Source organism: Microlunatus capsulatus, assembly GCF_017876495.1.
Taxonomy (GTDB): domain Bacteria; phylum Actinomycetota; class Actinomycetes; order Propionibacteriales; family Propionibacteriaceae; genus Microlunatus; species Microlunatus capsulatus.
Genome location: NZ_JAGIOB010000001.1, coordinates 1,150,376 through 1,173,386 on the forward strand (window position 1 = coordinate 1,150,376; position 23,011 = coordinate 1,173,386).

The 23,011-nt window shown below is 75.0% G+C and carries 21 protein-coding genes; 5 read left to right on the top strand and 16 right to left on the bottom strand.

Going from position 1 to position 23,011, the window contains the following annotated elements; genetic code table 11:
- Positions 1–16: 16 nt before the first annotated feature.
- Both rpmA and rplU read right to left on the bottom strand, forming a co-directional pair.
- Positions 17–304 (bottom strand): 50S ribosomal protein L27, encoded by a 288-nt coding sequence (rpmA, locus tag JOF54_RS05280; protein WP_210053647.1) that lies wholly within the window; start codon positions 302–304, stop codon positions 17–19.
- A gap of 7 nt (positions 305–311) precedes the next feature.
- Entirely contained in the window at positions 312–620 is a 309-nt protein-coding gene (gene rplU / locus JOF54_RS05285; RefSeq protein ID WP_210053650.1) for a 50S ribosomal protein L21, read from the bottom strand.
- A 206-nt stretch (positions 621–826) separates the two neighbouring features.
- Here rplU and JOF54_RS05290 point away from each other — a divergent pair, with 206 nt between their 5' ends.
- Genes JOF54_RS05290 through JOF54_RS05300 form a run of 3 tightly spaced genes read left to right on the top strand, consistent with a single transcriptional unit; the run spans position 827 to position 2,444 of the window.
- Positions 827–1,585: a HipA family kinase gene (locus JOF54_RS05290; protein ID WP_210053652.1), complete on the top strand. Its 759-nt coding sequence runs from the start codon at positions 827–829 to the stop codon at positions 1,583–1,585.
- Positions 1,582–1,974, top strand: coding sequence for a DUF3037 domain-containing protein (locus JOF54_RS05295; RefSeq protein ID WP_210053654.1), 393 nt, complete (start codon positions 1,582–1,584; stop codon positions 1,972–1,974). Before JOF54_RS05290 ends, JOF54_RS05295 begins: the two co-directional genes overlap by 4 nt.
- Positions 1,971–2,444, top strand: coding sequence for a PH domain-containing protein (locus JOF54_RS05300; RefSeq protein WP_210053656.1), 474 nt, complete (start codon positions 1,971–1,973; stop codon positions 2,442–2,444). The genes JOF54_RS05295 and JOF54_RS05300 overlap by 4 nt, the downstream gene beginning before the upstream one ends.
- 9 nt (positions 2,445–2,453) lie before the next feature.
- Here the strand turns inward: JOF54_RS05300 and JOF54_RS05305 are convergent, their stop codons facing one another.
- The 3 genes from JOF54_RS05305 to JOF54_RS05315 form a co-directional block, all read right to left on the bottom strand.
- Positions 2,454–3,893, bottom strand: coding sequence for an FAD-dependent oxidoreductase (locus JOF54_RS05305; RefSeq protein ID WP_210053658.1), 1,440 nt, complete (start codon positions 3,891–3,893; stop codon positions 2,454–2,456).
- Between the two features lie 87 nt (positions 3,894–3,980).
- Entirely contained in the window at positions 3,981–7,430 is a 3,450-nt protein-coding gene (locus JOF54_RS05310; protein WP_307803856.1) for an Rne/Rng family ribonuclease, read from the bottom strand.
- A gap of 313 nt (positions 7,431–7,743) precedes the next feature.
- A complete protein-coding gene (locus tag JOF54_RS05315) occupies positions 7,744–8,481 on the bottom strand; it encodes a TIGR03936 family radical SAM-associated protein (RefSeq protein WP_210053660.1) in 738 nt (245 codons plus the stop codon).
- 125 nt (positions 8,482–8,606) lie between these two features.
- Here JOF54_RS05315 and JOF54_RS05320 point away from each other — a divergent pair, with 125 nt between their 5' ends.
- Positions 8,607–10,121 carry a Dyp-type peroxidase gene (locus JOF54_RS05320; RefSeq protein ID WP_210053662.1) on the top strand — a complete coding sequence of 505 codons (1,515 nt, stop codon included), beginning with the start codon at positions 8,607–8,609 and terminating at the stop codon, positions 10,119–10,121.
- A gap of 192 nt (positions 10,122–10,313) precedes the next feature.
- Positions 10,314–10,802: a hypothetical protein gene (locus JOF54_RS05325; protein WP_210053665.1), complete on the top strand. Its 489-nt coding sequence runs from the start codon at positions 10,314–10,316 to the stop codon at positions 10,800–10,802.
- A gap of 72 nt (positions 10,803–10,874) precedes the next feature.
- Here JOF54_RS05325 and JOF54_RS05330 read toward each other — a convergent pair whose 3' ends face one another.
- The 11 genes from JOF54_RS05330 to ndk all read right to left on the bottom strand — a co-directional run bounded on the left by JOF54_RS05330 (position 10,875) and on the right by ndk (position 22,971).
- Complete coding sequence (locus JOF54_RS05330) at positions 10,875–11,498, bottom strand: pyridoxamine 5'-phosphate oxidase family protein (protein ID WP_210053667.1); 624 nt, start codon at positions 11,496–11,498, stop codon at positions 10,875–10,877.
- Between the two features lie 69 nt (positions 11,499–11,567).
- Positions 11,568–12,497: a hypothetical protein gene (locus tag JOF54_RS05335; protein ID WP_210053669.1), complete on the bottom strand. Its 930-nt coding sequence runs from the start codon at positions 12,495–12,497 to the stop codon at positions 11,568–11,570.
- A gap of 149 nt (positions 12,498–12,646) precedes the next feature.
- Positions 12,647–14,623 (bottom strand): TIGR03960 family B12-binding radical SAM protein, encoded by a 1,977-nt coding sequence (locus JOF54_RS05340; RefSeq protein ID WP_210053671.1) that lies wholly within the window; start codon positions 14,621–14,623, stop codon positions 12,647–12,649.
- 13 nt (positions 14,624–14,636) lie between these two features.
- Positions 14,637–15,035, bottom strand: a complete 399-nt coding sequence (gene mnhG / locus JOF54_RS05345; protein ID WP_210059368.1) for a monovalent cation/H(+) antiporter subunit G — start codon at positions 15,033–15,035, stop codon at positions 14,637–14,639.
- Entirely contained in the window at positions 15,032–15,382 is a 351-nt protein-coding gene (locus tag JOF54_RS05350; protein WP_245357978.1) for an MrpF/PhaF family protein, read from the bottom strand. Before JOF54_RS05350 ends, mnhG begins: the two co-directional genes overlap by 4 nt.
- Positions 15,382–15,990, bottom strand: a complete 609-nt coding sequence (locus JOF54_RS05355) for a Na+/H+ antiporter subunit E (RefSeq protein ID WP_210053673.1) — start codon at positions 15,988–15,990, stop codon at positions 15,382–15,384. The genes JOF54_RS05350 and JOF54_RS05355 overlap by 1 nt, the downstream gene beginning before the upstream one ends.
- Positions 15,987–17,579, bottom strand: a complete 1,593-nt coding sequence (locus JOF54_RS05360) for a Na+/H+ antiporter subunit D (protein WP_210053676.1) — start codon at positions 17,577–17,579, stop codon at positions 15,987–15,989. The genes JOF54_RS05355 and JOF54_RS05360 overlap by 4 nt, the downstream gene beginning before the upstream one ends.
- Complete coding sequence (locus tag JOF54_RS05365) at positions 17,576–18,196, bottom strand: Na(+)/H(+) antiporter subunit C (RefSeq protein ID WP_210053677.1); 621 nt, start codon at positions 18,194–18,196, stop codon at positions 17,576–17,578. The genes JOF54_RS05360 and JOF54_RS05365 overlap by 4 nt, the downstream gene beginning before the upstream one ends.
- Entirely contained in the window at positions 18,193–21,198 is a 3,006-nt protein-coding gene (locus JOF54_RS05370) for a Na+/H+ antiporter subunit A (RefSeq protein ID WP_210053680.1), read from the bottom strand. The genes JOF54_RS05365 and JOF54_RS05370 overlap by 4 nt, the downstream gene beginning before the upstream one ends.
- A gap of 78 nt (positions 21,199–21,276) precedes the next feature.
- Positions 21,277–22,515 carry an NAD(P)/FAD-dependent oxidoreductase gene (locus JOF54_RS05375; RefSeq protein ID WP_210053682.1) on the bottom strand — a complete coding sequence of 413 codons (1,239 nt, stop codon included), beginning with the start codon at positions 22,513–22,515 and terminating at the stop codon, positions 21,277–21,279.
- Positions 22,516–22,539: 24 nt separating this feature from the next.
- Positions 22,540–22,971 (bottom strand): nucleoside-diphosphate kinase, encoded by a 432-nt coding sequence (gene ndk / locus JOF54_RS05380; protein WP_210053683.1) that lies wholly within the window; start codon positions 22,969–22,971, stop codon positions 22,540–22,542.
- Between the last annotated feature and the right edge of the window lie 40 nt (positions 22,972–23,011).

A 23,011-nucleotide genomic window follows, 5' to 3' on the forward strand; every position in this document is an offset into this window, starting at 1 on the left:
TGCTAGGTGCGTGAGGTCACGCGGAGACGGCGACCTCGACGGCGGCCGGGACGTCCAGCGGGAGGATGTTCACGACGCGGCGACCACGCTTGGTGCCGAACTCGACGTGGCCCTCGCGGAGCGCGAAGAGCGTGTCGTCGCCGCCGCGGCCGATGCCGTCACCGGGGTGGAAGTGCGTGCCGCGCTGGCGGACGATGATCTCGCCGGCGTTGACCAGCTGGCCGCCGAAGCGCTTCACGCCGAGGCGCTGGGCGTTCGAGTCGCGACCGTTGCGGGTGGAGGATGCGCCCTTTTTATGTGCCATGTCTGCCTCAGCTCTCGATACCGGTGACGCGGACCTGGACGTAGTGCTGGCGGTGTCCCTGGCGCTTGCGGTAGCCGGTCTTGTTCTTGTACTTGAGGATGTGGATCTTCGGACCCTTGGACGCACCGAGCACCTCGGCGGTCACGGTGACCGAGCTCAGGGCCGAGGCCGTCGAGAGCACGGACTCGCCGTCGACGACCATCAGCGGCTGCAGGTTGAGGCTCTCGCCCACCGCGCTGTCGGTCTTGTCGATCTCGAGAACGTCGCCCACGCTGACCTTGTGCTGGCGGCCGCCACTACGCACGACTGCGTACACGCCTGACCTACTCTCTTCGATGTCTTCCGGAAGTCTATCGGCGGCGTGACCACGCCTCCGACCCCGAGGGCCGGATCCGATCACACCGGTGCGGCGTGCACGCGATCCAGCCGGCGCACACCGAGGGTCAAGATTACGCGGCGGCCCCGCGGGGGTCAAACGAGCCGTCCCGCGCCGGAGCGCGCTCCCCCACTACTGTGGCACCCGTGCTCCCCCGGATCGCCGCCACGGCCTACCTGACCCCGCTGCGGGAGGGCGGCTCGCTGCCGGCGCTGATGGAGGCCGACGACCTCGGCACCTACGTCGTCAAGTTCACCGGCGCGGGCCAGGGCCCCAAGGCGCTGGTCGCCGAGATCGTCGTCGGGGAGATCGCCCGCGCCCTCGACATCCCGGTCCCCGAGCTCGCGCTCGTCGACGTCGACCCCGAGATCGGCCGCCGCGAGCCCGACGAGGAGGTCCAGGAGCTGGTGACGCGCAGCGCCGGGCTGAACCTCGGCGTCGACTACCTGCCCGGCTCGGTCGGCTACGACACGACCTTCACCGTGGACGCGACGACCGCCGCCCGGATCGTCTGGCTCGACGCCTTCGTCGCCAACGTCGACCGCAGCCGCCGCAACACCAACCTGCTGATCTGGCACAAGGCGCTGTGGGCCATCGACCACGGCGCGTGCCTGCGCTTCCACCACGCCTGGGGCGACGTCGGGGCCTTCGCGGCGTCGGCCTACAACTACGCCGACCACGTGCTGGTGGGGGTCGGCGACCCGCGCGCCGTGCACGCCGAGCTGGCGGCCCGGGTCGACGCGGCCCTGCTGGCCGAGGTGCTCGCGCTGGTGCCCGACGCCTGGCTGCAGCCCGACCCGACCCGGCCGGACCCGCGGGCCCCCCACGACGCCCCGACCGCCCGCGAGGTCTACCGCGAGTACCTGCTGGCCCGGTTGGACGCGGCCGAGCGGTGGCTGCCGTGAGCCGGCACGCGTTCCAGTACGCCGTGCTGCGCGCCGTGCCCCGGATCGAGCGCGGGGAGTTCGTCAACGTCGGCGTCATCCTCTACTGCCAGGCCCTGGACTACCTGCACGCCGCCGTCGTCGTCGACGACGTCCGGCTGCGGGCGCTGGCCGAGGAGGTCGACCTGGACGCCGTCCGCACCTCGGCCGAGGCCGTCGTCGCCGCCTGCCGGGCCCCGGAGGGCACCGCGCGGGAGGGCACGGGGCTCGCGCACACCTTCGGCCGGCTGACGGCGCCGCGGAGCACCGTCGTCCAGCCCTCCCCCGTCCACGCCGGGGTCACCGACGACCCGGCGGGCACCCTGGGCCGGCTGCTCGGCACCCTCGTCGCCCCGCCGGCGCCCGCATGAGCACCGGCACCCCGGTGGGCCCGGTCGTCTGGCGGCTCGGCGGCCCGCCGCTGCTGCTCCGGCTGGCCCCACTGGTGGCCCTGGTCTGGATCGTCGGCGGCGGCCTGCGCGACCTGCTCGACCCCGCCCGCCCCCGCGGCGGCGCCGACCTCGCCCTCGCCGCCGGCTTCGTCCTGCTGCTGCTCGTGGCGGCGGCCGCGGTGGTGGTCACGGCCCGGACCCGGGTGGTCGTCGACGACGACGGGGTCGAGCTGCGCGAGATCGGCACCCGCCGGTTCGGCTGGTCCGAGATCACCGGCGTCCGCGTCGACGCCGCCACCCCGCCGCGCTGGCTCGCGCTGAAGCTGGCCGACGGCCGCCGCCGGGCGCTGCCGGCCCCCGGCGGCGCGCTCCGCCGCCGCACCGACACCACGGTCACCGACGCGGCCGACCTCATCCAGCGGCGCCTCGCCCGGCAGCGCCGGGGCTGAGCGGACCGGTCAGCCGTCCTCGGCCGGGACCTGCGCCGCGGCCAGCAGCTCGACGCGGTGGGCCAGCGTCGTCCGCAGCCGGCCGTGGCTGGTACCCAGCGCCACCTCGGCGGCGTCGATCCGGTGCCAGGCGGGCAGGTCCAGCGCGTGCAGGCCGCGGCCGGCCAGCAGCCGGTCGAGGTCCCCGGACCGCCCGCGGGGAGTCAGCCGGCCCGCGTCGACGTCGGCCAGCAGGGAGGCGACCGTCTCGACGGCGTCGGACTTGTTGGTGCCGATCACCCCGGTGGGGCCGCGCTTGATCCAGCCCGTCACGTACTCGTCCGGGGAGAACCCGCCGTCGCGGATGACGCGGCCCTCGGCGTGCGGGACGCGGCCCGTGCCCGCGTCGTAGGGCACCCCCGGCAGCGCGACGCCCCGGTAGCCCACGGAGCGCACGACGAGGTCGGCGTCGACGGTGCTGAGCTCGCCGGTGCCCTCGACGTAGCCCTCGGTGCCGATCACCGTGCGCTCCAGCTCGATGCCCGTGACGTGGTCCTCCCCCAGCACGCGGACCGGCCGGGTCCAGAAGTGCAGGTGGATCCGCCGGGACGCCCCGGTGAGCGGTCGCTGCGCCCACTCCCGCAGCACCGCCACGTTGCGCGCGGCCACCTTGTCCTGGGCGACGACGGCCAGGCTCGAGGCGTCGAACTCGAGGTCCTCGGCGCTGACGACGAGGTCGAGGTCCGGCAGCTGGCCGAGCTCGCGCAGCTCCTTGGTGGTGAACGCGGTGTAGGCCGGCCCGCGGCGGCCGAGGACGTGGACGGTGTCGACCTGCTTGCCCGCGAGCGAGGCCAGCACCTCGTCGGCCATGTCGGTGTCGGCCAGCTCGTCGGAGGTCTTGACCAGCACGCGGGCCACGTCCAGCGCGACGTTGCCGACCCCGACGACGACCGCCGTCCGCGACTCGCGCACCAGCCGGGCGATCTGGGCCCCGGCGTCGGCCCCGGGGACGCCCAGGGGGTCGGCCTCGGTGTGCGCGTCGGGGTGGACGTCGGGGTGCCCGCAGTACCAGTTGACGAACTCGGGGGCGCCGAGGCTGCCGCGCAGGTCCTCCCCGGGGATGCCGAGCCGGCGGTCCGAGCCCGCGCCGTAGGCGTAGAGGACGACGTCGACGGCTCCGCGCAGCTCCTCGACGGTGAGGTCGCGGCCGATGGTGACGTCGCCGTAGAAGGCGACGTCGGCCCGCTCGAGCGTCCGCTCCAGCGTGTTCCGGATCGAGCGGATGCTGTGGTGGTCGGGGGCGACGCCGTAACGGACCAGGCCGAACGGGACGGGCAGCCGGTCGATGACCGCGACCTCGACGGGCACCGCGGACTGCGCGGTGAGCGCCTCCGCGGCGTAGATCCCGGACGGCCCCGCGCCGATCACGGCGACGACGAGCGGGGTCGGGTCCGGGGCGTCCTCGCTCATGGCGGCCAGTATGGCCGGTGCCCCTGGACGCGCAGGACGCCGCACCCGGCCGGGTGCGGCGTCCTGCGTCCGTGCGGAGCCCGCGGGCTAGCTGGACGGAGCCGGCTCGCCCTGCGGGTCGGCGGCCGGGGCCGCCTGCGGGTCGGCCACGGTGGGCACGTCCTGGTGCTCGGCCGGCGCGGGCTGCTCGGCGGGAGCCGCCTGCTCGGAAGGGGCCGTCGGCTCGGCCGGGGCCGTGGTCGACGACGTGCTCGGCGCGCCCTGCTCGCGGACGGCGCGGCGACGGGTGCCCCCGCGACGGGCCCGCGGGCGCTCCTCGGGCTCGGGCGTCGGCTCGGGAGCCGTCGGCTCCGTCGCGCTCGGCTCGGGTGTCGTGGGCTCAGGAGTCGTCGGGTCCGGCGTCGTCGTGGGCTCAGCCGTCACGTCGGTCGACGGGGTGTCGACCGCGAGCGCCGGCTGCTCCTCGACCGCGGCCGGCTCGGCCACGGGCTCGGGAGCAGGGTTCGACGGCGCGCTGGGCCGCGGCTGCCGGTCGCCCCGGCCACCGCTGTCCCGGCCACCGTTGTCCCGGCCGCCGTTCTCGCCGCGGCCGCCGTGCTCACCGCGACCACCCCGGCCACCGCCGCCGCTGTCGCCCCGGCCACCGCCGTTGCCACCGCTGTCGCCCCGGCCACCGCCGTTGCCGCCACCGCCGTTGTCGCCCTGGTTGCCGCCGCCGCGACGACCGCTCCCGCGACCGGAGTCGCGGGTGCCGCCGTCGGCCTGGCGCTGGGAGTCGACCGGCAGGTCGTGGATCTCGACGCCGCGGCCGTGGCAGTGCGGGCACTCGGTGGTGAAGGCCTCGGCGAGGCCGGTGCCGATCTTCTTGCGCGTCATCTGCACCAGGCCGAGGCTGGTGACCTCGGCGACCTGGTGCCGGGTCCGGTCGCGACCCAGGCACTCGACCAGCCGGCGGAGCAGCAGCTCGCGGTTGGCGGGCAGCACCATGTCGATGAAGTCGATGACGATGATGCCGCCGATGTCGCGCAGCCGGAGCTGGCGGACGATCTCCTCCGCCGCCTCCAGGTTGTTGCTGGTGACGGTGGCCTCGAGGTTGCCGCCGCTGCCGGTGAACTTCCCCGTGTTGACGTCGATGACCGTCATCGCCTCGGTGCGGTCGATGACCAGCGAGCCGCCCGAGGGCAGGAACACCTTGCGCTCCAGGCCCTTGGCGATCTGCTCGTCCAGCCGGAACTCCGCGAACAGGTCGCCCTGGGTCTCGGGGTCCCAGCTGCGGATTCGGTCCCCGAGGTGCGGGGCCACGTGGGTCACGTAGGACTCGACGGCCACGGAGGCGTCGTTCGGCCCGCCGTTGCCCTGGATGATCAGCTCGGAGAAGTCCTCGGTGAAGAGGTCGCGGACGATCCGGACGGTGAGGTCCGGCTCGCCGTAGAGCAGCTGCGGGGACTGGCCCGAGCTGACCTTCTTCTCGATGTCGGCCCACTGCGCCTTGAGCCGGTTGACGTCGCGGACCAGCTCCTCCTCGCTCGCCCCCTCGGCGGCCGTGCGCACGATGACGCTGGCCTCGCCGATGAGGTCGGCCAGGATCTCCTTGAGCCGGCGGCGCTCGGTGTCCGGCAGCTTGCGGGAGATGCCCGAGAGGTGCCCGCTGGGCGCGTAGACGATGTAGCGGCCCGGGATCGAGACGTGGTTGGTGAGCCGGGCGCCCTTGGCCCCGACGGGGTCCTTGGTGACCTGCACCAGGATCGTCTGGCCGGACTTGAGCACGCGCTCGACCTTGCGGCCCTGGCCCTCGGCACCGAAGGAGTCCCAGTCGACCTCGCCGGCGTAGAGCACGGCGTTGCGGCCCCGGCCGATGTCGATGAAGGCGGCCTCCATCGACGGCAGCACGTTCTGCACGCGGCCGAGGTAGACGTTGCCGATCAGCGACGCCGCGGAGTCCCGGTCGACGTAGTGCTCGACGAGGATGTCGTCCTCGATCACGGCGATCTGGGAGAGGTCCTCGGCCTGCCGCACGATCATCTTGCGGCTGACCGACTCCCGGCGGGCCAGGAACTCGGCCTCGGAGAGGATCGGCGCGCGACGACGACCGGCCTCGCGGCCGTCCCGGCGGCGCTGCCGCTTGGCCTCCATCCGGGTGGAGCCCTCGATGCCGGTGACCTCGGAGCTGGCCGAGCGGGTGTTCTTGCGCGGCTCGCGGACGCGGACGACGACCTCGCCCGGGTCGTCGGCGGAGCTGCCGGCGTCCTCTCCGCGACGGCGACGACGACGACGGCGGCGGCGCGAGCCGTCACCCTCCTCGCCGGACTCGCTGCCGTCCTCGTCCTCGGCGTCGGCCGAGCCCTCGGGCTCGCCCTCGGCGGCCGGGGTGCTGTCCTCACCGGCGTCGGCGGGCGCGGCGGGAGCAGGGGTCGACGCCTCGGCCTCGTCCTCGCCCTCGGCGTCGGTGCTGTCGGCGCTGTCGTCGTCACCACCGGTGCGGCGACGGCGGCGGCCACCGCGGCGACGGCGGCGGCGGCGGGAGCCGTCCCCGTCCCGGCTCTCGTTCTCGTCGTCGTCCTCGTCGTCGGCGTCGGGCTCGCCCTCGGTGCCGTCCACCGGCTCGGCGTCGGCGGGCTGGACCTGCTGGTCCGGGTCGGCCGGGGCCGTCTCGTCGGCCTGCACCTGGGTGCCGGCGGCGGTGTCCTCGAACACGTCGAGCGGGGACTCGTCCAGGGGGGCGAGGTCGGGGACCGGGGTCTCCTCCAGCGCCTCCTCCAGCTCGTCGGCCGGCTGGCCGTCGCGGGCGATGGCGTCGGCCAGCTGCTGAAGGGCCGCGGGCACCTCGGCCGCGGCCTCCTCGCCGGCCCAGGCGCCCGTGCGGGGCTCCGCGGCGGGCTCGGGCAGCAGCGACGCGACGCTCGGCTCGTCGGCGGGGCTCTCCGCGACCGGCGCGGCCGGCTCGTCGACGGCGGGCACCTCGGCGGCCGGCACCTCGGCGGCGACGCTCACCTCGGGGACGACGCTGGCCTCGGCCAGCAGGTCGTCCGCGGACGCCTCGGCGGCCGGGGCGGCGACCTTCTTGGCCGCGCGCTTGCGGGGCGCGCGCTTGGCCGGGGCGACCGGCGCCTCGGGCGTGGACTCGGGGGTGCCGTCGGCCGGCGCCGCAGCGGCGGGCTCCTCGACGGCGGGGGCGGCGGCCTTCTTGGCCGGCCGCTTGGCGGCGGCCTTGCGCGCGGTCTTCTTGGCCGGCAGCGGCGCGTCGTCGGGGGGCGTGCCGCCGAGCGGCTCGGCGGCGGGCGCGGCCTCGACGGCGGGGGCCGGGTCCGGCGTCGTCGCCGCGACCTCGGCCGGCGCGGCGACCTCGGCCGGCGCGGCGACCTCGGCCGGCGCGGCGACCTCCTCGGTCACGACGGGCGGGGCGGCGGGGTCGCCGGCCGGCGGACCGGCGGGACGGCTCGCGGCACGTCGCCGGCGGCGGGGGGCCGCGGCGGCGGGCTGGTCGGTGGTGCTGGTGCCCTCGGCGGGCTGGTTCGTGTCGGGCTCGTGGTCGAGCACTCGGACTCCTCTGGTGCGCGGGGGACGCGCAGTTCTCGTTCGCCGCTCCGGCCCTGGGGCCGGGCGGCGGAAGCTGACGGGGACCGACGTGGTGAGCCGGGACTCCCGCGGTCAGGCACGGCCGTCGTCACACGCTCGGACCGGCTTGTCGCGGTGGAGACCTGAGTTCCTCACCAGCGTGGCGGGCTGTCACCCCACCACGGACGCGTCGAGGCCGGGACCCTCGCCTGGGACGGCTCGGAGCACCCGGTCGAGACCGAGTATCCCACACTCCTCCGCACGGACCCGCGAGGCGAGACCGCCGGTGCGCCCCTCAGGGCTCGACGACGGCGCCCGTGCCGCGGTCCAGGACGCCCTGGGTGAGGCGAGTGAGGACGGGCGGGTCGGCCGGCGCGGCCTCCGGCGCCAGGGCGACGAGGGCGGCCAGCACGTCGTCGGGCCGGACGGCGGGGGTGGTGTGCTCGAGGGTGACGAGCAGCCGTCGGCTGCCCGGCGGCGGCGGACCGACGGGCTCCTCCCCGGTCGCCGGGACGAGGGCGACGACGGCCACCCGGGCGTCGAACTGCCGCATCCCGTTCTTGGTCATCCGCTCGACCCGGACCTCCTGCTGCTCGAGGAACAGCGCCACCGCGCCGTCGAGCACCGCGTCGGGAACCCCGGCCAGGTCGAGGGCCCAGACCGAGCCCGTCAGCAGGTCCGCGAGGGCCCCCGGCGTCGAGGGGACCACCTCGACCACGTCGAGACCGGGCGGCAGGGCGGCGTCGAGCGCGTCCCGGACCCGGGCGGGGTCGCAGGTGGCCGAGAGGCCGATCTCGAGGTACTCCGCCTCGCTGGCGGCGCCGGTCGGCGAGGCGTTGGCGTAGGCGATCCGCGGGTGGGGCGAGAAGCCCGAGGAGTAGGCCATCGGGACGCCGGCGCGGCGCAGGGCGCGCTCGAAGGCCCGGCCGAAGTCGCGGTGGCTGGTGAAGCGCGCCCGGCCGCGCTTGGCGTAGCGGACCCGCAGCTTCTGCACCGGCGGGGCCTGCTGCTCCGGCTGGGTCCGAGTGGCCATGGCCCAGCACCCTACTGGGCCCGGCGGCGGCCGCCGCGGTATCACCGCTCCCCCGCCGGACCTCCTGGGTGCACAGGGCGGTCCGGACTCCGGGCCGCCGACCCGAACCCACCGAGGAGGCGGCGATGAGCCGTGACCTGCACGCCGAGCCGACGCTGGACACCCGCGTCATCCAGGGCGACATCCTGCCCGGGCTGGTCAAGCGCGAGGAGCTGCTGCTCTTCTTCCGCATCGAGGACCCGACCCTGTTCGTGCCCTTCGTCCAGGGGCTGCCCCTCACCACGGCGGCGGAGGTCCTGGAGCAGCGCGCCGAGATCGCCCGCCGCCGGGCGGCGGGCATCGAGGACCTGCTGCCCACGCCGGGCCTCAACGTCGCCTTCACCTACGCCGGGCTCACCGCCCTGGGCGTCGACGGGCTCGACGACGCCCCCGAGCTGGCCGAGTTCCGGGCCGGGATGGCCGGCCGCACCGACGTGCTGTCCGACCCGCCGGCCGCCGACTGGCCGGTGCTGGGCCCGACCGCGCCCGTCGACGGCGTCTTCGTGCTGACCGGCGCCACCCGCGCCGAGATCGACGACACCGTCGCCCTCCACCTCGCGCCCGTCGGCTCCGGAGGCTGGAGCTTGGTGCACGAGGAGGCCGGCAGCGTCCGGCCCGAGCCCGTGCACGGCCACGAGCACTTCGGCTACGCCGACGGCGTCTCCCAGCCGGGCGTCCGCGGCCGGACCCCGGGCGGCGACCCGCTGACCGCCAGCGCCGACCCGGTCAACGACCCCGACCACGGCGGCCCCGGCCAGCGGCTGCTGTGGCCGGGCGAGTTCGTCTTCGGCTACCCCGGCCAGAACCCGGCCGGGCCGAAGGTGTCGACGCGGGGGCCGGTGTCCCGGCCGCCGGTGCCGATGATGCGCAACGGCGCCTTCCTCGTCTTCCGCCGGCTCAGCCAGCGGGTGCCCGAGTTCGACCTGGCGGTGAAGGCCCTCGCCGTCACCGCCTCGACGGCGGACAACCCGGTCTCGGCCACGCTGATGGGCGCGCAACTGGTCGGCCGCTGGAAGAGCGGGGCGCCGCTGGTGATGAGCCCGACGGCCGACAACCCCACCCTCGCCGAGGGCTCCGGGCAGGAGAACGCCTTCACCTTCGCCAAGGACCGCGACGGCACCCTCTGCCCCTACGCCGCCCACGTCCGCAAGACGTACCCCCGCGACGACACGCCTTTCGACGAGGACCCGGAGCCGACGGCGGAGACCGTCGAGCTGGCCGAGGCGCGGACCCAGAGCCACCGGATGATGCGGCGCGGCATCTCCTTCGGGCCCGAGCTCACCCACGCCGAGGCGCTGAGCGGGACCAGCGACCCGGCGCAGGCGCGGGGGCTGCTCTTCGCCTGCTACGTCACCTCGATCGCCGACCAGTTCGAGTTCGTCCAGCAGAGCTGGGCCGACAACCCCTCCTTCGCCCACCCGGGCAGCGGGGTCGACCCGGTGATCGGCCAGTCGGCGGACCCGACGACGCCTTTCCGCGGGGCCGCGCCGGTCACCCTCGACCCGGGCGACCGGCCCGAGCTGGCCGTCTCGCACTTCGTGACCATGGAGGGCGGGGAGTACTTCTTCGCACCGTCGGTGCGGGCGGTCCGGGCGCTCTGAGACGTCGCTGTCCCGGTCGTCGGCCGATCCGGCGGCCGGGACGGCGAACCATCGCACGGGCTGTCTCGTCTCGGGAGGTGGAGCCACGGCGTCGTCGGCCCGCACCCGGTCCCGGGGCGGTCGGGGCGCACGGGCCCCGCCCACCCACGAGGACCGGCGCCGACGCGGTGACCGGTCGACCAGGAGGTCGTCATGCCCACCACCCACCGCCGTCTCGCCCTCGGCGCCGCCACCGCCCTGCTCCTCGCCTCCGCGGCCGCCCCGGCCGTCGCCGACGACGGACGCCACCACGACCGGGGCCGGCCCGCCGGCCCCCTTCTCTCGGCGCCGCTGGTCGGCAGCCTGACCACCGACCCGGTGCTGGCCGGGGTCAGCCCGGGCGGCGCGGACTGGACCGTCAGCCGCAGCACCGTGAAGGTCTGGGCCGACGGCCGGGTCGACGTGAAGGTCCGCGACCTGGTGCTCACCAGCACGGGGGCGAACCCGGTGACGACGGCGTCGGCCAGCCTGGTCTGCGGCGGCGTCGTGGTCGACACCGTCGGCCCGGTCGCCTACGACGCCGACGGCGACGCCCGGGTCAGGGGCCGCTTCGACGTCCCCGACCGCTGCCTGGCGCCGGCGGTCCTGCTGAACCCGGCGAGCCGGCTGACGACCTACATCGGCGTCACCGGCCGCGCCTGACCCGGTCCCGCGCAGCCGCGCGTCCCGGGCTCCGGACCCCGCACGGGGTCCGGCGCCCGGGGCGGGCGGGGCTCAGCCGTAGAGCTTCGCGGCGTAGGACGGCCCGTAGTAGGCCTCCAGCTCCTCCAGCGACGCGTCCGGCCGCTCGAGGGTCCGCGCGATGACGGGCCGACGGGCGACCGCGTCCGGGTGCCAGGTGCTCGGGTCCCACAGCTGCGAGCGCAGGAACGCCTTCGAGCAGTGCGAGAACACCTCCTCGACCTCGACGACGAGGGCCAGCAGCGGCCGGTGCCCCTTGACCACGAGGTCGTCGAAGAAGGGGGCGTCCCGGACCAGCCGGGCCCGGCCGTTGACCCGCAGGGTGTCCCCGCGGCCGGGCAGGAAGAAGACGAGCCCGACGTGCGGGTTGGCCAGGACGTTGCGGAAGCCGTCGACCCGACGGTTCCCCGGCCGCTCGGCGATGGCCAGCGTCCTGTCGTCGAGGACGTGCGCGAGCTCCCCGGGCGGGTCGCCCTTGGGCGAGACGTCGCAGCGGCCCTCCGCGTCCGACGTCGCCAGCAGGCAGAACGGGCTGGCCGCCAGCCAGTCGCGGTCCAGCGCGTGCAGCGTGTCGCGCTGCTTGGCGACCGCCGCCGCGCTGGGCGTGCCCACCAGCTGCTCCAGCTCGTCGACGGTGGTGATCTCGGCCCAGGTCATGCCCCGACCCTAGGCACTCCGGCCCGCCTCTGCCCGGACATTCTCCGCAACTGCGGGCAGACGACGGCCTCACGGCCTGGCCGGCCCGTCGTCTCGCCGCAGTTGCCAGCGAGCAGCGACCCGAGCTCTGCCGGCCTGGGTGTGCAGGGAGGTGGAGACCAGCTGCTGCCAGGCGCGGAGCCGGTGCGGGTCCCAGGTCCGGCCCAGGACGGCGTCGGCCGAGGCGATGATCCGGGCCCCGCCGAACAGCACCTCGGGGGCGGTGTAGCCGCAGCGCTGCCAACCGGCCTCCACGAGGCGCCGGTCGCGGTCCAGGTCGCGCCGGTGCTGGGCGGCCTCGCGGTGCACCCCGCCGTCGTACTCGTGGAGGCGTCGGGTGCCCCTCAGCCACAGGTCGGCGCGGGCGACGAAGCCGCCGCGGTCGTCGCGCACCGTGTGCTGAGGGACGACGTCGACCTCCGCGGCTTGGTGCAGCAGGCGCAGGACCGACTCCCAGGCCGACTCCGACCGCGCGTCGAGGATCGGCAGCACCGCGCGCAGGGCCGGAGCTCCTCGTCGTCGACCGGCCGCCACCGCGGCCAGGGCCGCGGTCGTGCAGTCCCCGATCCGCAGCGCCGCGTCGGCCAGCGGGACGAGGTCGAGGGGTGCGAGGTCCCGCGCCAGCGCCAGCAGGGTCTCAGGCGCCGCGGCCAGGGGCAGGCCGGCCACCACCTCGACCTCGGGAGCCCTGGTCAGCCGGGCCACCCGGAGCCCGGCGCGCTCGGGGTACCGCTCACCCGCGGTCACGGCCACGAAGACGGGAGGGTCGACGACCGGAGGCAACCACCAGCCCCGGACGGCAGCCGCCGTCAGGTGGGTGAAGACCGCGGTCGGCGGCAGCACGACGGCGAGCGCCCTGAGCCGCTCCACCAGCGTGAGGGGCCGTGCCGTCCGGACGTGCACGCCCTGGGCCACGCGTTCGTAGCCGGCCCGCCGCGGCTGCCCCAGGACCACCTCCACGCCCAGATCCTCGGGACCGCTGACGAGGTCGGCCGGTCCGCGACGCCCCTGTGGACGCGGCCGGGCCGCTGCTCCCACCTGGGGACGACGGGAACGGCGGGAGGACGACAGCCCGCTCGAGCCAGACCGTGCCGTCTCCCCGCAGTTGCTCAGGACAGGCCGGAGGTCACCTGGGCGATGGGGAGCAGGGTCTTGCCCGTCGGGCCGATCTGGATGCTGGTGTCCATCTGCGGGCAGACGCCGCAGTCGAAGCAGGGGGTCCAGCGGCAGTCCTCGACCTCGACCTCGTCGAGGGCGTCCTGCCAGTCCTCCCAGAGCCAGTCCTTGTCCAGGCCGGAGTCGAGGTGGTCCCAGGGCAGCACCTCGGCGTACTCGCGCTCGCGGACGGTGTACCAGGGCACGTCGACACCGGTGGGCTCCAGCGCCTCGGCGGCGCAGCGCATCCAGCGCTCGTAGGAGAAGTGCTCGCTCCAGCCGTCGAAGCGGCCACCGTCGCGCCAGACGGCCTCGATGACCCGGCCGACGCGGCGGTCGCCGCGGCTGAGCAGGCCCTCGACGATGCCGGGCTTGCCGTCGTGGTAGCGGAAGCCGATCGCCTTGGCGTACCGCTTGTCGTGCTGGACGGCCCCGCGGAGCTTGGCCAGCCGGGCGTCGACGACGTCGGCGTCGCACTGCGCCGCCCACTGGAACGGGGTGTGCGGCTTGGGCACGAACCCGCCGATGGAGACGGTGCAGCGGATGTCGCGGCGGCCGCTCACCTCGCGGCCGGTGTCGATGACCCGCTTGGTGAGGTCGGCGATGGCCATCACGTCCTCGTCGGTCTCGGTCGGCAGGCCGCACATGAAGTAGAGCTTCACCTGCCGCCAGCCGTTGGCGTAGGCGGCGGCGACGGTGCGGATGAGGTCCTCGTCGGTGACCATCTTGTTGATCACCTGGCGCAGCCGCTGCGAGCCGCCCTCGGGCGCGAAGGTCAGGCCCGAGCGCCGGCCGTTGCGGGAGAGCTCGTTGGCCAGGTCGATGTTGAAGGCGTCGACGCGGGTGCTGGGCAGCGACAGCGAGACGTTGGTGCCGTCGTAGCGGTCGGCCAGCTGCTTGGTCACCTCGCCGATCTCGGAGTGGTCGGCGCTGGAGAGGCTGAGCAGCCCGACCTCCTCCAGCCCCGTCGCCTCGATGCCGGCCTGCACCATGGCGCCGATCGTCTCGATGCTCCGCTCGCGGACGGGCCGGGTGATCATCCCGGCCTGGCAGAAGCGGCAGCCGCGGGTGCAGCCCCGGAAGATCTCGACCGAGTAGCGCTCGTGCACCGTCTCGGCCAGCGGCACCAGCGGCTTCTTCGGGTACGGCCAGGCGTCGAGGTCCATCAGGGTGTGCTTGGTGACCCGGAACGGGACGCCCGGACGGTTGGGGGCGACGCGCTGGATCCGGCCGTCGGGCAGGTAGTCGACGTCGTAGAACTTGGGCACGTAGACGGCGCCGCCGGCCGCGAGCCGCATCAGCAGGCCGTCGCGGCCCTCGGGCCGGCCCTCGGCCTTCCACTCCCGCACCACCTCCGAGATCTTGAGCGCGATCTCCTCGCCGTCGCCGAGGACGGCGGCGTCGATGAAGTCCGCGACGGGCTCGGGGTTGAAGGCGGCGTGCCCGCCGGCGAGGACGACCGGGTCGTGCTCGCGCCGGTCGGCGGCGTGCAGCGGGATGCCGGCGAGGTCCAGCGCCGTCAGCATGTTGGTGTAGCCGAGCTCGGTGGCGAAGCTCAGGCCGAAGATGTCGAAGGCCCCGACGGGGCGGTGCGCGTCCAGGGTGAACTGGGGCACCTGGTGCTCGCGCATCAGCGCCTCCATGTCCGCCCACACCGCGTAGGTGCGCTCGGCGAGGATCCAGTCGCGCTCGTTGAGCACCTCGTAGAGGATCGCGACGCCCTGGTTCGGCAGCCCCACCTCGTAGGCGTCGGGGTAGCTGAGGCACCAGCGCACCTCGGTGGCGTCCCAGTCCTTGCTGACGCTGTTCAGCTCCCCGCCGACGTACTGGATGGGCTTGCTGACCCGGGCCAGCAACGGCTCCAGCCGCGGGAACAACGACTCCGGGGCGCTGGTGGCCGGGGCGGTCTGGACCGGTGCGGGAGCAGTCATGGTGGGTCCCAGGCTAACGGCCGTCGGCCGAGCCGTCGCGTCCCTCCTCGGGCACGGGGCCCAGGGTGAAGCCGGCCTCGGCGAGGTCCTCGGCCAGGTCGTCGCGGTCCAGCAGGTCGCGGCGGACCTGGTTGCTGCGGTAGACGGTCCGGCTGACCAGGTGCGCGGCGACCGGGGCGGTGGTCAGCTGGAGGGCCGCGATGAGCACCACGGTGCCGAACGCCGCCCAGCTGCGCAGCGACAGCTCGACACCGGTGGCGACGAGGATGAGCCCGAGCGTCTGCGGCTTGGTGGCCGCGTGCATCCGGCTGAGGACGTCGGGGAAGCGGGCCAGGCCCACCGCCGCGGCCAGGCAGAGGAAGGCGCCGAGCAGCACGCAGGTGGCGCCGACGAGGTCGAGGACGGCGCTCATCCGCGCTCCCCCGGACCGGTCCCCGGGCCGGAGCCCGTCGGGGTCTGCTGGCTCTCGACGTCCCAGCGGGTCGCCTTGTCCCGGTCGGCGACGAAGCGGGCGATGCTCACCGAGCCGGCGAACCCCAGCAGGGAGAGCACGAGCATGACCGGCAGCGTGGTGCTGTGGTCGTTGACGATCGCCTCCAGCGCCAGCGCGGCGATGACCACGGCGATGAGCACGTCGGCGGCCACCACCCGGTCCAGGCTGCTCGGCCCGCGCGACATCCGGGCCACCGTCAGCACGGCGGCGACCGCCAGCATCAGCGCCCCGGCGGACACCATCACCATCACGACCATGTCGACCATCAGGCCGCCTCTCCGTCGACGTGGGGGTCGGGCTGCGGCCGGCCCGCGTCCAGCGCGGCCACCTCGGCCGCCGACCCGAACGTCCGCAGCACCCGGGCCTCGGCCGCGAGCACCGCCGCGACGGCGGTCTCGATGGCCTCGTCGTCGGTGGCCCCGAGGACGTGCAGGTACAGGGTGCTGGTGGCCCGGTGGACCTCCAGCACGATCGTGCCCGGGACCAGCGAGACCAGCTCGGCGGTCTGGGTCAGGTAGAGGTCGGACCGGCTGCGCAGCTGGACGCGGACGATCGAGCTGCGCGGGGTGGTGCCGAACCGGAACGCCAGGGCGACGACGTCGACGCTCGCCCGGAAGGCGTCGACCAGCAGCCGGACCAGCAGCCGCGCGCCCTGCACCGGGCGGAACCGACCGTGCAGGTCGATCGGCGGCAGCGGGAAGACCAGTCCCACACCCACCGCGAGCAGCGCGCCGGTGAGGACGATGAACAGCGAGACCTCGTCCCACAGCAGCACCCAGACCAGCGTCAGCACGACGACGGCCGGCGGGTTCACCCGGCGGCGCGGCCGGCCCGGCCCCAGCGGACGGGCGGCGACGTCGGGCCCGGTGCTCACCGGACCCCCTCGGGCAGGACGGCGCGGACGTAGGCGACGCCCTCGACGATGTCGGCCGCCGAGCGCTCGGCGTAGCCGTACAGCGGGCCGGCGACGACGGTGATCCCGACGCCGAGCAGCACGAGGACCGTCGCGGTGGCGACCATCGGCCGCGGCAGCCGGGTGCGCTGCGCGCGCTCCTGGGCGGCCGCCGCCTGCTTGGTGGTGCCGGGGGCGACGGCGGCGCCGCTGTCCTCCTCCCCCGCCACCAGCTCGAGCGCGTCGGGCTCGGCGGTGCGGGGCCGCCAGAAGGCGCGGTTCCAGACCTTCGCCATGGCGTAGAGGGTGAGCAGGCTGGTGACCACCGAGCCGCCGACGAGCAGGTAGGCCAGGAAGCCGCCCTGCTGGGCCCCGGCCTCCAGCAGCCCCACCTTCCCGACGAAGCCCGACAGCGGCGGGATGCCGGCCAGGTTCATGGCCGGCACGAAGAAGAGGATGCCGAGCACGGGCGAGGCCGCGGCCAGCCCGCCGAGCCGGTTCAGCGACGTGCTGCCGCCCCGCGTCTCGATCAGGCCGGTGACCAGGAACAGCGTCGTCTGGATGGTGATGTGGTGCGCGGTGTAGAAGATGGCGCCGGCGTAGCCGGAGACGCTGGCCAGGCCGATCCCGAAGATCATGTAGCCGATGTGGCTCACCAGGGTGAAGGACAGCATCCGCTTGATCTCCGACTGCGCGATGGCCCCCAGGATGCCCACCACCATCGTGGCCAGCGCGGCCCACAGCAGCAGGCCGGTGAGGTGGCTGTCGGGGAACAGCACGGTCTGGGTGCGGATCACCGCGTAGACGCCCACCTTGGTGAGCAGGCCGGCGAACACCGCGGTCACCGGGGCCGGCGCCGTCGGGTAGGAGTCCGGCAGCCACGCGGACATGGGGAAGACGGCGGCCTTGATGCAGAAGACGGTGAGCAGCATCAGCTGCAGGACCAGCTGGATGCCGTCGGGCAGCTCGGGCAGCCGGAGCGCCAGCTGGGCGATGTTCACGGTGCCGGTGGCCGCGTAGACGGCGGCGATGGCGACGAGGAACAGCGTCGAGGACAGCAGGCTGACGACGACGTAGGTGCTGCCGGCGCGCACCCGCTCCCCGGTGCCGCCGAGCGTCAGCAGCACGTAGGAGGCGAACAGCAGCATCTCGAAGCCGACGAACAGGTTGAACAGGTCGCCGGCCAGGAAGGCGTTGGAGACGCCGGCCGAGAGCACCAGCAGCGTCGGGTGGAAGATCGAGACGGGGGTCTCGCGCTTGCGCTCCTCCTCGTCGGCGCCCATCGAGAACAGCAGGACCATGAGCGTCACGACCGAGCTGACGACCAGCATCAGCGCGGACAGCCGGTCGGCGACCAGGGCGATCCCCAGCGGCTGCGGCCAGTCGCCCACCCAGAGCACGATCGGACCGACGCGGTCGGTCAGGTACATCAGCGCGCCGGAGACCGCGACGACCGCGACCATGACGACGGTGGAAACCGCGCGCTGGGCGCGCGGCCGCCGGTTGAGGGCCAGCGCGAGGCCGGCGCCGAGGATCGGCAGCAGGACCGGCAGGGGCACCAGGTTGTTCATCGGGTCTCCCCTGCGGGCTGGTGCGGCTCGGACGGGTGCGGGTCGGACGGCCCGGAGGCGTCGTCGGCGAGGTCGGCGGAGGCGTCCGGCTCCCCGGGCGGGGCCGGCTCGGCGTCGTCGCCACGCTCCACCTCCGGGGCGTCCTCGGCCTCCGGGTCGGGCGCGGGCACGCGCTCGCCCTCCTCGTCCGCGGTGCCCTGGCCCACCTCGTCGGGGTGGCCCTCGACGTCCTCGTCGTAGGAGTCCGAGGCCAGGTCGGCGTCGGCCAGCCGGCGGATCGCGGCGTCCTCGACGTCGTCGGCGACCTCGTCGTGGCCGTTGATCTGGAAGCTGCGGTAGGCCAGCGCCAGCAGGTAGGCGGTGACGCCGAGGGTGATGACGATGGCCGTCAGCACCATGGCCTGCGGCAGCGGGTCGCTCATGTCCTGCGGCTCGGTGACGCCGATGATCGGCGCCCCGCCCGCCGCGCCGCTGGCCACCAGGAACATGACGTTGACGCCGTTGGAGGCCAGCAGCACCCCGATGAGGATGCGGGTGAGGGAGCGCTCGAGCAGCAGGTAGACCCCGGCGGCCACGAGGACGCCGGAGATCAGCACGAGGGTCAGGTTGGGGCTCACCGGCCGGCCTCCCGTCCGGCGCCGACGGCCGCGGGGTGCGCCGTCGTCGCGGTGGCGCGGGTGCCCGTGCCCGGTTGCGGGGCCGGCGCGCGGTCCTCGGCCTCGTGCTGGTCGATGCCCGAGCCGAGGCTGCGCGCCAGGTCGAGCATGACGCCGATCACCACGAGGTAGACCCCGACGTCGAAGAACACCGAGGTGACCAGGTGGGGCGAGCCGAGCAGCTGGAGCGGGCCCAGCGGGGTGACCACCTCGGCGAGCCGGCCGAAGTCGACGCTGATGTCGTAGCTCTGCAGGATCCGGCCGCCGAACGGCAGCGGCGCCAGGGCGCTGAGCCCGGCGAGCACCAGCCCGGCGCCGAGCACCCGGCCGGCGTCGACGGGGGCGGCCTCGTCCAGCTCGCGGCTGCCGGCCGCGAGGTAGCGGATGACCAGCGCCATCCCGGCCACCAGGCCGCCGGCGAAGCCGCCGCCGGGGGCGTTGTGGCCGGCGATCAGCAGGTACACCGAGACCACGATCATCACCGGGAACAGCACCCGGGTGACGACCTCGAAGACGATCGAGCGGCGCAGCGGCGACAGGGTCTCCCCGCCGCGCAGCCAGGTGGTGCGGCCCGCGGTGCCGGTGTCGCTGGTGACGGCGGGCCGGGTGGGCAGCACGGAGTAGCGGCTGCGCAGGAAGATCAGGCTGGCCACGCCCGTCGCGGCCACCACCAGCACCGAGATCTCGCCCAGGGTGTCCCAGGCGCGGATGTCGACGAGGGTGATGTTGACGATGTTGTAGCCGTAGCCGAACGTGTACGCCGCGTCGGGGAAGGCCGCCGAGACCGGGACGGCGGTCCGGGCGCCGACGGCCACCAGGCCGACCAGCGAGACGACGGCGCCCGCGGTCACGGCGACGACGAGGCGCCACCAGCGGCTGGCCTGCAGCGGCCGGGTGGTGAAGTACTTGGGCAGCTTGCGCAGCACCAGCGCGAAGACGACCAGGGTCACCGTCTCGACGAGGGTCTGGGTGAGCGCGAGGTCGGGGGCGCCATGGAGCAGGAACAGCACCGCGACGCCGTAGCCGGTGACGCTGGCCAGCATCACCGCGCGCAGCCGGCCGCGGGAGGTGGCGGCCAGGAAGGCCGCGACGACCATGATCGCGCCGACGAGCAGCTGGGCCGGGGTGTCGAAGGCGCGGACGCCGTCCGGCCAGTCGCGCAGCACCAGCAGCGCACCGCCGGGCAGCGCGATGACCACGAGCAGGATCGCGCCCAGGTAGAGCGGCAGCGAGCCCCGCTGGGTGACGGCGGTGACCTCGACGGCCAGCCGGTCCACGCCGCGCATCGTCTTCTGGTAGGCCTCCTCGGCCTCCAGCACGGCCGGGAACGTCGACTGCGCGCGGGCGATGAGGTGCCGCTGCCAGAACAGCAGCACGCCGCCCGCCAGGGCCAGCGCCGAGAGCAGCAGCGGGACGCTGAGGCCGTGCCACAGCGCGATGCCGTGGCTCTCCTCCCCCACCGAGAACTGCTCGACGTAGCCGCCGAAGGCCTCCGTCAGCTGGTGGCCGGTGAAGCCGCCGGCCAGGCTGAGCGCGGCCAGCAGCACCGGCGCCGCGGCGAAGCCCCACGGCACCCGGTGGTGCGGCCGGACGTCCTCGTCGGCGCCCTCGGGGTCGACGTAGACCCACTTGGCCGAGGTGGCGAAGGCGCCCCACCAGAAGCGCAGCGTGTAGGCCGTGGTCAGGGCCGAGCCCACCACCAGGGCGGCGGTGAGCAGCACCGCGGGCAGCACGGGCCAGCCGGTGCCGTCGCCGTCCGCGACGAGATAGGTGAGCGACTCGAAGCCCGCCTCCTTGGCCACGAAGCCCAGGGTGGGCGGGACGGCGGCCATCGAGGCCCCGGCGACGGCGGCGGCCGCGGCGACGACGGGCATGGCCTTGCCGACGCCGGCCAGCTTGCGCAGGTCGCGGGTGCCGGCGCTGTGGTCGACGATGCCGACGACGAGGAACAGCGTCGCCTTGAACAGGGCGTGCGAGACGAGCAGGGCCAGCCCGCCCAGGGCGGCGGCCCGGGTGCCGATGCCCATCAGCACGACGAGGAAGCCCAGCTGGCTGACGGTGCCGTAGGCCAGCAGCACCTTGATGTCGTACTGCCGCAGCGCCCGCCAGCCGCCGAGCAGCATGGTCGCGGCGCCGAGGCTGAGCAGGACGGGCCGCCAGGCCGGGGTGCCCGCGAACACCGGCGCCAGCACGGCGACGAGGTAGATGCCGGCCTTCACCATGGCGGCGGCGTGCAGGTAGGCGCTGACGGGGGTGGGCGCGGCCATCGCCCCCGGCAGCCAGAAGTGGAACGGCACCAGCGCCGACTTCGAGAGCGCGCCGACGAGCAGCAGGAGCACCGCGGTCACGACCAGCGGGGAGTCCACGCCCGACGCGGCGGCGCCCTCGAGCACCCGGGACAGGCTGTAGCTGTCGTAGCGCACGGCCAGCAGGACGATCCCGACGAGCATCGCCAGCCCGCCGAACGTCGTCACGATCAGCGCCGTCAGCGCGGCCCGCCGGTTGGCCGCGAAGGCCGGGTTGTGGCCCACCAGCAGGTAGGAGAAGACCGTCGTCAGCTCCCAGAAGACGTAGAGCGCGATGAGGTCGTCGGAGGTGACCAGCCCCATCATGGCGCCGGCGAAGGCGACCAGCACGGCCCCGGTGCGGGTGGGCGGCGCCTCGTCGCCGAAGTACCAGCGGCAGTAGAACAGCACCAGCGCGCCGATCCCGCTGACGACCAGCATCAGCACCCACTGCAGCAGGCCCAGGCGGAACGAGACGTCGATGCCGAGCGCCGGGATCCAGCGGAAGCCGTCGGTCAGCACGGCGCCGCCGAGGACCGCGGGGCCCTGCAGGACGGTCCACACGAAGGCGGCGAGCGGCGCGAGGGCCAGCACGAAGAAGGCCCGGCAGCGCAGCCGGCGCAGGAGCATCGGGGCGAGCAGGCCCACGCCGAAGTGCACGGCGATGAGGAGGGTCACGGAGGGCCTTCCGTCGTCGGGGGCGGGCGGGGCAGGTCTGGAATCCTATCGGGTCCGCACGAGCACCCCCCTCGCTCCTCAGGCCGGGCGGACCTCGCCGAGCACCGCCGCGGCGGCCCGTCGGCCCGAGACGAGCGCTCCCTGGATCGACGCGGTGTCGCGGTGGTCGCCGGCCACGTGGACCCCCGACGGCGCCGTGACGGGGCGGCGGAGGTCGAGCGGCGGGCGCTGCTCGGGCAGCGCCCCGGGGACCACCGAGGTGGTCACCAGCTCCCAGCCGGTGGGGTCGGCGCCGTAGACGACTCCGGCGTGCCGGCGGGCGGCGCGCTCGGCCTCGGCGGTGCCGTCGGCGCCCAGCACCGTGCTGGCCACCAGCGCCCGTCCGGGCGGCGCGTACTCCGGCGCCACGTCGGTCATCACCGCGGAGTTGAGCAGCGGACCGCGCCGGTCGGCGTCCAGGTGCAGCAGCCGGCGCTCTCTTCCGGGCGGCTCCGGGGCGCTGTGCCAGAAGGTGGTGAGGGCCTTCATGGCCGGGGCGGGCACCCCGGTCAGCCGCTCCGCCGTCGGCGGGTCGGTGGCCACCACGACGGCGCGGGCGCCCACGGTGCCGCCGTCGGTCTCGACGGCGTGGGCGTCGACGCGGTGCACGGTCGTGCCCAGCCGGACCGTGCCGGCCGGCAGCCCGGCCGCCATCGTCTCGGGCAGCCGGCCGACCCCGAGCGCGGGGACGGCGGGCGAGCCCAGGATGAACGAGCGCAGCAGCAGGCCCACGAAGGCGGCGGAGGTGGAGCCGTCGCGCTCGGCCAGCACGCCCGCGAGGAACGGCTCGACGACGCCGCTCCGGAGCGGGCCGGTGACGCGGGCGCGGTCCAGCGCCTCGCTGAGCGTCCGGTCCGGCCGGCCGGTGGTCCGGCCCACCGGCAGCAGCGCGGTGGCGGCCCAGCGGGCGAAGAGCACCTTGTCGAGCAGGGAGCCCAGCGGCGCGGTGAGCGTGCGGCCCAGCAGGCCGGGCTCGCGCCGGGGGTCGGCGAGGACCGCCTGGCGGTCCCCGGTGGCCGCGACGACGCCGGCGCGGAAGGGCCGCAGGTCGAGGGCGTCGAGGTCGACGACCCGGCGCAGCGCCGGGTAGGCGGGGTTGAGCAGCTGGAAACCGCGGTCGCAGCGGTAGCCGTCGACGACGTCGGTGCGGACCCGGCCGCCGACGCCGTCGGAGGCCTCCAGGACGACGACGTCCACCCCGGCGGCGACCAGCCGCTGCGCGCAGGCCAGCCCGGCCAGGCCGGCCCCGACGACGACGACCGGCTCGGACCCGCTCACCACCCGCTCACCGGCACCCGGGCCTCAGCCGATCTCGGGGAACCAGAGCGCGATCTCGCGGGCGGCCGACTCCGGGGAGTCCGAGCCGTGCACGAGGTTCTCGCGGTTGGAGAGGGAGAGGTCGCCGCGGATGGTGCCGGGGGCGGCCTTGCGGCCGTCGGTCGCGCCGTTGAGGCTCCGCACGACCTCGATGGCCTCGTCGCCCTCCAGCACCAGGGCGACCGAGGGGCCGGAGGTGATGAAGCGGCGCAGCGGCGGGTAGAACGGGCGGTCCAGGTGCTCGGCGTAGTGCGCGTCGGCCAGCTCCTCGCTGACCTGGCGGAGCTGCAGGGCGACGACGGTCAGCCCCTTGCTCTCGAAGCGGCTGAGGACGGCCCCGACCAGCCCGCGACGCACGGCGTCGGGCTTGATCAGGACGAAGGAGCGCTGGGTGGGCACCTCGGCGGCGGCAGTCATGGGCTGCACCCTAGCGGGAGGCGGTGACGACCGGCCCGCG